General features: G+C 61.7%; 6 protein-coding genes and 1 tRNA gene. 3 read left to right on the top strand and 4 right to left on the bottom strand.

What is annotated here, in order from left to right:
* Nucleotides 1–50 precede the first annotated feature (50 nt).
* Nucleotides 51–127, top strand: a tRNA-Met gene (locus tag D0Y60_RS22405).
* A 242-nt stretch (nucleotides 128–369) separates the two neighbouring features.
* On the opposite strand, the gene dhaL (D0Y60_RS22400) is transcribed toward D0Y60_RS22405, so the two are convergent.
* The 4 genes from dhaL (D0Y60_RS22400) to D0Y60_RS22385 form a co-directional block, all read right to left on the bottom strand.
* Nucleotides 370–1,014, bottom strand: a complete 645-nt coding sequence (gene dhaL, locus D0Y60_RS22400; RefSeq protein ID WP_117372167.1) for a dihydroxyacetone kinase subunit DhaL — start codon at nucleotides 1,012–1,014, stop codon at nucleotides 370–372.
* A 27-nt stretch (nucleotides 1,015–1,041) separates the two neighbouring features.
* On the bottom strand, nucleotides 1,042–3,159 hold the full coding sequence (locus D0Y60_RS22395; RefSeq protein WP_117372166.1) for a bifunctional sugar-binding transcriptional regulator/dihydroxyacetone kinase subunit DhaK: 2,118 nt from the start codon (nucleotides 3,157–3,159) through the stop codon (nucleotides 1,042–1,044).
* 136 nt (nucleotides 3,160–3,295) lie between these two features.
* A complete protein-coding gene (gene dhaL / locus D0Y60_RS22390) occupies nucleotides 3,296–3,937 on the bottom strand; it encodes a dihydroxyacetone kinase subunit DhaL (RefSeq protein WP_117372165.1) in 642 nt (213 codons plus the stop codon).
* Nucleotides 3,938–3,951: 14 nt separating this feature from the next.
* Entirely contained in the window at nucleotides 3,952–4,944 is a 993-nt protein-coding gene (locus D0Y60_RS22385; protein WP_117372164.1) for a dihydroxyacetone kinase subunit DhaK, read from the bottom strand.
* Between the two features lie 542 nt (nucleotides 4,945–5,486).
* Between D0Y60_RS22385 and D0Y60_RS22380 the strand changes: the two genes are divergently transcribed.
* Both D0Y60_RS22380 and D0Y60_RS22375 read left to right on the top strand, forming a co-directional pair.
* Nucleotides 5,487–6,473, top strand: a complete 987-nt coding sequence (locus D0Y60_RS22380; RefSeq protein WP_117372170.1) for an ABC transporter permease — start codon at nucleotides 5,487–5,489, stop codon at nucleotides 6,471–6,473.
* 119 nt (nucleotides 6,474–6,592) lie between these two features.
* Nucleotides 6,593–7,591: an autoinducer 2 ABC transporter substrate-binding protein gene (locus D0Y60_RS22375; RefSeq protein WP_117372163.1), complete on the top strand. Its 999-nt coding sequence runs from the start codon at nucleotides 6,593–6,595 to the stop codon at nucleotides 7,589–7,591.
* The last annotated feature ends 63 nt before the right edge of the window (nucleotides 7,592–7,654 follow it).

Genomic DNA, 7,654 nt, shown 5'->3' with positions numbered 1-7,654 from the left:
CACGACGGCAGCGCCGTCACGGTATCTTGCCTTCGGCAAAAACCGGGTAACGCGGGGTGGAGCAGCCCGGTAGCTCGTCAGGCTCATAACCTGAAGGCCGCAGGTTCAAATCCTGCCCCCGCAACCAAACAAAAAGCCCCCGTCGCAGAAATGCACGGGGGCTTTCGACGTTCTATACCCGGAAAAAACAACATCGCTCCACAATACTAACAGCGGGAGCAATGCGATCCGCAAGTCTCTTCGTCGATGCTCCTTGAAACTCCTGCAGACCGGGGGGGCAAGCAGCATCGAACACATTAAGGTTCGGAAAATTGCAAGTCGGTTCGTACGGCCTCAAGAGCCAGTTCACGACAAGTATGGTGGTGAAAACTACTCAAAAAGTTCAACGCCGGCCATCGTTTTGATCAGCAATGTTGCGGATACCGCGCCGGGGTCTGCATGGCCGAGCGAGCGCTCGCGCAAGCGGGCGGCGCGGCCCTTCGTGGCGATCATCGTGGCGGTCGCAGCAGCGCCGTTTTCGGCGGCGGCGTTAACGTCCTTCCAAAAGTCCGGCGCCGAACGATTGTTGGCGACCGCCGCTGTCGCGGCCTCTGCGGCAGGCAGCCAGACGTCGAGCATCGTCTTGTCGCCACGCTGCGCCTTGCCGCGATCGCGGATGCCTTCGGAGATAGCGACCAGCATGTCGCGGAAGGCTGGGAGGTCCAGTTGGTGGCAGCCGACAAGTGCTTGAGCGGCGCGGCGGAAGCCCGTCGCGTAAAGTGGGCCGGTGGAAGCGCCGACGGCATCGAGAAAGCCGCTAGCCGCGGTCGACATCACATCCGAAGGGCTCGCGGCATCAAGATCAAGCGCGGCCAATGCCGCAGTCACCGCCTTGAAGCCGATCGACATGGTGATGCCATGGTCACCATCGCCGATGGCGCCGTCCAATTCAGAAAGGTGATCCTTTTCCGCTTCGATGACGTCGGCCATCCGTTCGAAGATCCGGGCCAGCATACGTGCGGCAGTTTCCGACATGTCTTCCTCCCTTGGACGCAAGCGGCCTCAGCCCTGTGCCGCTTTGTCCGTCTCCGGCGCATTAATGGTCAGGATCGCCGTCTGGCACGGATGGTGCAGCAGATGGGTCAGCTGGCGGTCGAGATGCAGGATCGAGATCGAGGCGCCCACCATGTCGAGCGAGGTGCAATAGTGCCCGACCCAGTTGGCCTCGATCTCGATATTCTTGGCGGCGAGCCGCTGTTCCACCCGGCGATAGAGGATGTAGAGTTCCATCAGCGGCGTGGCGCCGAAGGAGTTGACGAGAACCGCCACCTTGTCGCCCGCCTCCACCTTCATCTCCTTGAAGATGTTGTCCATAATCGCATCGACGATCTCGTCGGCGGTGCGCAGCCGCTCGCGCGACACGCCGGGCTCGCCATGGATGCCCATGCCGAGCTCCATGTCGTCAGGGCCGATCTCGAAATTGTGCCGCCGTGTCTGCGGCATCGAGCAGGATTCAAGCGCGACGCCCACCGTATATGTGCGGTCGTTCGCCTTGCGGGTGATTGCCTCGCATTCGTCGAGCGTCATGCCGAGATCGCACGCTGCCCCGGCGATCTTGAAAACGAAGAAGTTGCCGGCCACGCCGCGGCGTCCCTCCTTGTCCTCGACGGGCGACGAGGCGATGTCGTCGGTCGTCAGTACTGTGCGGATCGGAATGCCCCGTTCTTCGGCAAGCTCGGCGGCCATCTCGAAATTCATCACGTCGCCGGCATAGTTGCCGTAGACGAACAGCACGCCCGCGCCGCCCGAGGCCGCCATTGCGCATTTGACGATGGGGTCGGGTGGGGGCGACGAGAAGATGTTGCCGAGCGCCACAGCGTCGGCAAGGCCCTTGCCGACATAGCCGACGAAACAGGGTTCATGCCCCGTGCCGCCGCCGATGACGAGGCCGACCTTGCCGGGCCGCGGGCCGTTGCGCGCAACGAGTGCCCGACGAGAATTGCCGACCGTTTGCAGATAAGGCTTGTGCGAGGCAATCAGGCCGTCGAGCATCTCCTCGACCACGTCATTGGGATTGTTAAGGAACTTCTTGACGTGAGTGCGATAGCTATTGGCAACCGGCGTGCTCTTCTGGCGCTGCAGGAGCTTGCCGTCGAGGCTGGTGACACCATCGGCGCGCAGGATGCCGGCGCCGGTCGCCGCGTCCGTGACCAGCACATTGGCATAACCGCCGCGCAACGCCGCAAGCAGCGCCGGCACCTTGTCGAAGCCGCCGGCCACGGCGACACGGGTACCGATGCCGCGCAGCATCTCGAGCGAGATACCGATGGTACGATCGTCGAGCGGGCCCGCGACGGGACGGCCGCGTTCGTCGATGAACCGACCGGCGAGAACGCCGGCGGCGCCCTTGGCGAGATAATGTTGCAGTGGTACGGATTCGAAGAAGCCGCTGGTGTGGATCGTCGAATTGGGGCGCAGCGACGATATGCCGAAGACGATGCGATTGGCGCGCGCCAGCGTGTCGAACTGCTCGCGGATCACGGGTTCGGCCAGCAGCAGGTCGTGTATTTGCGACGACGCTACGACGGCGGGGGCGGTGATGTTGACGCAACGCGCGGAGATCGCTCGTGCGACGGCAGCGGTCGTCAGTTCCGGCGTATAGGCGAAGCTTGCGGTGGTGCCGCCCGTCGCCTGTACGACGGTCACGTCCTGCAAGGCACCCATCTCCAGATGTTCGCCGACGGAGAGGATCGTGCGCCCCCAGGCGACGGCGATCGTGTCGCCGGATTTGATCATCTTGGAGAGCGCCTGCGCGCCTGCGGCCCCGAGCCTACCGATCAGCGGGCGGGTATCGTCGTCGTTGGGCACGACGAGGCAGTCGGCCAGGCCGAAATGGCGTTTCAGTTCCTGGGCGATGGTGAGTGAGGCGAGACGGGCGGGCTCGATGGAGATATTGACGATACCCTTCTCGCGGGCGTCGGCCAGGTAACTGTTGACGGTGGCCCGCGACACTCCCATCGCCTCGGCAATCTCGCCTTGCGTCATGCCGTCTTCGTAATAGAGCCAGCAGGCCCAGACATAGGGGTCATCGCCATAGCGCAGCGGAATCGTCTCGATGCCGTCCGGTCCATTGCCCCGGCCGGGGCCGCCCTTGCGCGGTGCGGAAGTCTTCAATGCCATCGGTTTCGCCGGTCCCCCATCAGGCGGCGACCATGAAAGCAACGCCGCCGGTTTGCAACATGCCTTGGCAAAAAAGCGGTGCGCGACCCGTCACGATTGACAGGCCGCGCATCCTGGGAGGAACTTTGCGCCTGTCTCAGGCAAGCCGGACGCGTGCGCCGTCGGACAGTTCCTTGAGAATGATGGCGCAGGAGGTGGCGCCGGCATCCAATACGCCAAGCGATCGTTCACCCAGGCGGCTGGCACGGCCGATCTTGGCCACAAGATTGATCGTCGAGTCGCGGCCAGCCTCGGCTGCCGCGACGAGCGCCTCAAGCGCCTCGCCGAACGACTTGCCGTCCGCCGTCGCCGCGTCGAAGGCTTCGACCGCGGGTACCAGGGTGTCGAGCAGCGTCTTGTCGCCAACCTTGGCCGATCCGATCGACTGGATGCCGGCAAGGCCGGCATGCAGCATCCTGCTGTAGGCTGCGGCGTCGACCTTTTCGGCGCCTTCGATGGTTTCGGCGAATTCCGTGAACATGACGCCATAGAGGGGGCCCATCGAGCCGCCGATCTCCGTCATCAGAACGGTGCCCAGCGTGTCGAGAGACTGGGCGAGCGAGGCGTCCTTGCCCTTCAGGCGCTCGGCCGCCATTCCGAAGCCCTTGGCCATGTTCACGCCGTGGTCGCCGTCGCCGATCTTGCCGTCGATCTCGCTGAGATAGGCGCGGTTTTCGACGATCCGTTCAGCCATCGACACAACGATGGCGCCGGCGGAAGCATTGTCGAAAGTCTGCATCTTGTCTTCCTCCGTTACAGGATGATCGTGCAACGCGTCTCGACGTCGAGCAGCGTCTTGAGTTCGTCATCGAGCGCCATGACGGTCAGCGTCGCGCCGACCATTTCCAGCGACGTGAAGTAGTTGCCGATCCACGTCTTCACGATCGTCAGGCCACGCGCCGAAATCTCGCTCTCGATCGTATCGTTGAGGATGTAGAGCTCGTTGAGCGGCGTCGCGCCCAGGCCCGAGACGAGCACGGCGACCTCGGTGCCCTCCGGCAGGTTGTGATCGTCGAGCACGATCTTGACCATGTCCTTGGCGACCTCTTCGGCTGTCTTGAGCTTTTCGACGCGCACGCCCGGCTCTCCATGGTGGCCGATGCCGACTTCCATCGTGCCTGGCTCGATCTGGAAATTCGGATGGCCGACCGCCGGTAGCGTGCAAGGCCCGAGGCCGACGCCGATCGAGCGGCAATTGTCGATGGCCTTCTGCGCGGTGACGCGGACCTCTTCGAGGCTGGCGCCGGTCGCGGCCTTGGCACCGCCAATCTTCCACATGAAGATCTCACCGGCCACGCCGCGGCGCTTTTCACGCTCCGCCGGAGGCGCGGAGCAGACGTCGTCGTTGGCAACGACGGTTGCGACCTCGATCCCGTCCTTGGTGGCGAGTTTCGTTGCCATCTTCACGTTCATATTGTCGCCGGCATAGTTGCCGTAGAGCACGACGACGCCCTTGCCGCCATTGGCTTCGCGGATGGCATCATGGAAGCTTTTCGCAGTGGGCGACGAGAAGAGTTCGCCGACGGCGACCGCATCCAGCATGTTTTTGCCGGTATAACCGATGAAGGCCGGCTCATGGCCGGAGCCGCCACCCGTCACAACGCCGACCTTGCCGGCAAATGGGGCATTCTTTGCGACGACGACGCGCGGGTTCTCCGCAAGGCGCACGATGTCCGAATGCGCTTTTACGAAGCCTTTGACCGTATCCTCGACCACGAGGTTAGGATCGTTGATGAAACGCTGCATGGAAACTCCTTGAACTTCGCGAGTTTATAAAACCCGAACATCTGCCAACCTTGAACGCTCGCGCGACCGGGTGCGAACCCTCTCTTCATGTTTTCCGCTCGTATGCGCCATGCCGGACATCCGTCCGGCGGTGTGGCACTGCGTCGCCGACAAGACGCGACGAAGGGGTCCGGTGGGAATTGTCCTGCACTGCCATGGCAACCCGCTCCTCCTCGGTGGCCCGACGAAACTTTCTGATTTCGGGTTTACAAATAACATAAGTTGTTAGACAAATGTCAACACAGGAGAACGACAGATGACGAAATTCGATTGTCATATGTAGAGCGGTGAGCATGTGGCCCGGCAGCTTGAGGGATCGCTTCGCTCGGAAAGGCTGAGTTTTCAGCATCCTTGTGGCTTTGGCGGAACTTCGGCAGCGGTTTCATCGAGCTATTGACAAGCGCCACTACTATCTGACAAATGTCAGAGCATGATGATCTGACGGCACGCGGAAGACTATGGAGGCATGGCAACTCGGGCTGGAAGCTCATGGAGGAGGATCGATAATGAGTTTGCGACTGGATCGGCAGACGCTTTTTCTGGCAGCCATCAATGGCATCGTCCTGGTCGCCGGTGCGTTCCTGGCCGGGCGCGGTTTCCTTGACAGCTATAACCTGCAGTCTATGGCGGCCCAGGTTCCGGAGCTCGGTTTGCTTGCCCTTGGCGTGATGCTGGCCATGGTGTCCGGAAACGGCGGCATCGACCTCTCCGGCATCGCGCTCGCCAACCTCGCCGGTATCGTGGCGTTCGGCATTGCCAGAACGCTTGTCCCGGTGGCCGACGATCCGTTGCTCTTTTCCTGGACATTCGCCGCTCTGGCGCTGGTGATCGGCCTCGCCGGTGGTTTTCTCAACGGGATGATCATCGCCTATGCAGGCCTGACACCGCTGATCGCCACGCTCGGCACGCAGCTTCTCTTCACGGGGCTTGCGATCTATCTGACCAATGGCTCAGCCGTCGGTATGGGCTATATCGAACCGCTTGACGACTTCGGGAATCTGCCCGTCTTCGGCATTCCGCTCTGCTTCGCCCTCTTCCTGGTCATCGCGGCAGCGCTTGGATTCAGCCTCATTTACACCCGCTTCGGCGTGCAACTGATGCTGCTCGGCAGCAACGCAAAAGCGGCCCGTTATGGCGGCATCAACGAGCGGCGCATGCTGTTGGTGACTTACACGATCTGCGGTGTTCTGGCGTCGGTTGCCGGTATCATCATTGCCGCGCGCAATTCATCGGTGAAGTGGGACTATGGCAGCTCCTACGTCCTGATCGCCATCCTGATCGCTGTTCTTGGCGGAGTTAAGCCCGAGGGCGGTCACGGTAAGGTCATCTGCGTGCTTTTGGCGTCGACCGCCCTCCAGATCCTCTCCAGCCTGTTCAACTTCATGAACATCTCGAACTTCTTCCGGGATCTGGCCTGGGGCCTGCTGCTGCTCATGCTTCTGGCATCGGCGCGCGTAAATCTCGGCATCTGGCTCAAACCCAGTCGCTAGCCGGTTTCCGGCGGCGATCGCCCTCGGGCGCTCGCGATACCAAATCCCGCAACCGCATCTGCCATTTGGCGAGACGGGGAGGGGAGACGTGAATTTGCTCACTTAAACGGAGGAGACGTATGAGCATGATCTCGAAACTCGCAGCCGGCACCGTGCTGGCAGGCCTCATGGCAATCGGCGCGGCGCATGCCGAAGACAAGCCGACGATCGTTACCGTGGTGAAGGTAACCGGTGAAAACTGGTTCATTCGCATGAACGAGGGCGTCGACGCCTATGGCAAGGACAATCCGGGCGTCGACGCCAGCCAGATCGGCCCGGCAAAGGCGGACGCTGCCCAGCAGACCCGCATCATTGAAGACCTGGTCGCCAAGAACGTCTCGGCAATCGCCGTCGTTCCGATGGACCCCTCGGCCCTCGAAGGTGTTCTGCGTCGTGCTTCCCAGCGCGGCATCAAGGTCATCACCCACGAAGGCGACAGCCTCGTGAACACCGATGTCGACATCGAAGCCTTCGACAACAAGGCCTTCGGTGCGCGCATCAACGAAAAGCTGGCCGAGTGCATGGGCAAGTCCGGCAAGTGGTCGAGCTTCGTCGGCTCGCTCGGCAGTCTCACGCATAATCAGTGGGTCGATGCCGGTGCGGAAAATGCCAAGCAGTATCCGGAAATGGAACTGGTTGCCGAGAAGAACGAATCCTTCAACGACGCTAACCGCGCCTATGAAAAGGCCAAGGAAATCCTGCGCAAATACCCTGACATCAAGGGCTTCCAGGGTTCTTCCGCTATCGACGTCATCGGCATCGGCCGTGCGGTCGAGGAAGCCGGTCTTCAGGACAAGACCTGCGTCTACGGTCTCGGCCTGCCGAAAGACACCGGTCCGTATCTCGAAACCGGTGCTGTCGACCAGATCTTCTTCTGGGATCCGAAGGATGCCGGCTATGTCATGAACAAGGTCGCCGATCTCGTCCTGAAGGGCGAAGAGATCAAGGACGGCATGGATCTCGGCGTGACCGGCTACAACAAGATGACTGTCACCAAGGGTCCGGGCAAGGGCATCATCATCCAGGGCCAGGCCTGGGTTGATGTCGATAAGTCCAACTACAAGAACTACCCGTTCTAAGATCGTGTGCGGACGCGGCGGCTTCAGTCGCCGCGTCCGCATTGTCGCGCCTTTCAGTCTTAA

The sequence above is a fragment of the Shinella sp. WSJ-2 genome (assembly GCF_003432075.1).
Taxonomy (GTDB): Bacteria; Pseudomonadota; Alphaproteobacteria; order Rhizobiales; family Rhizobiaceae; genus Shinella.
The sequence above is the reverse complement of the archived record's forward strand: the minus strand, read 5'-3'. Positions and strand labels throughout refer to the sequence as shown.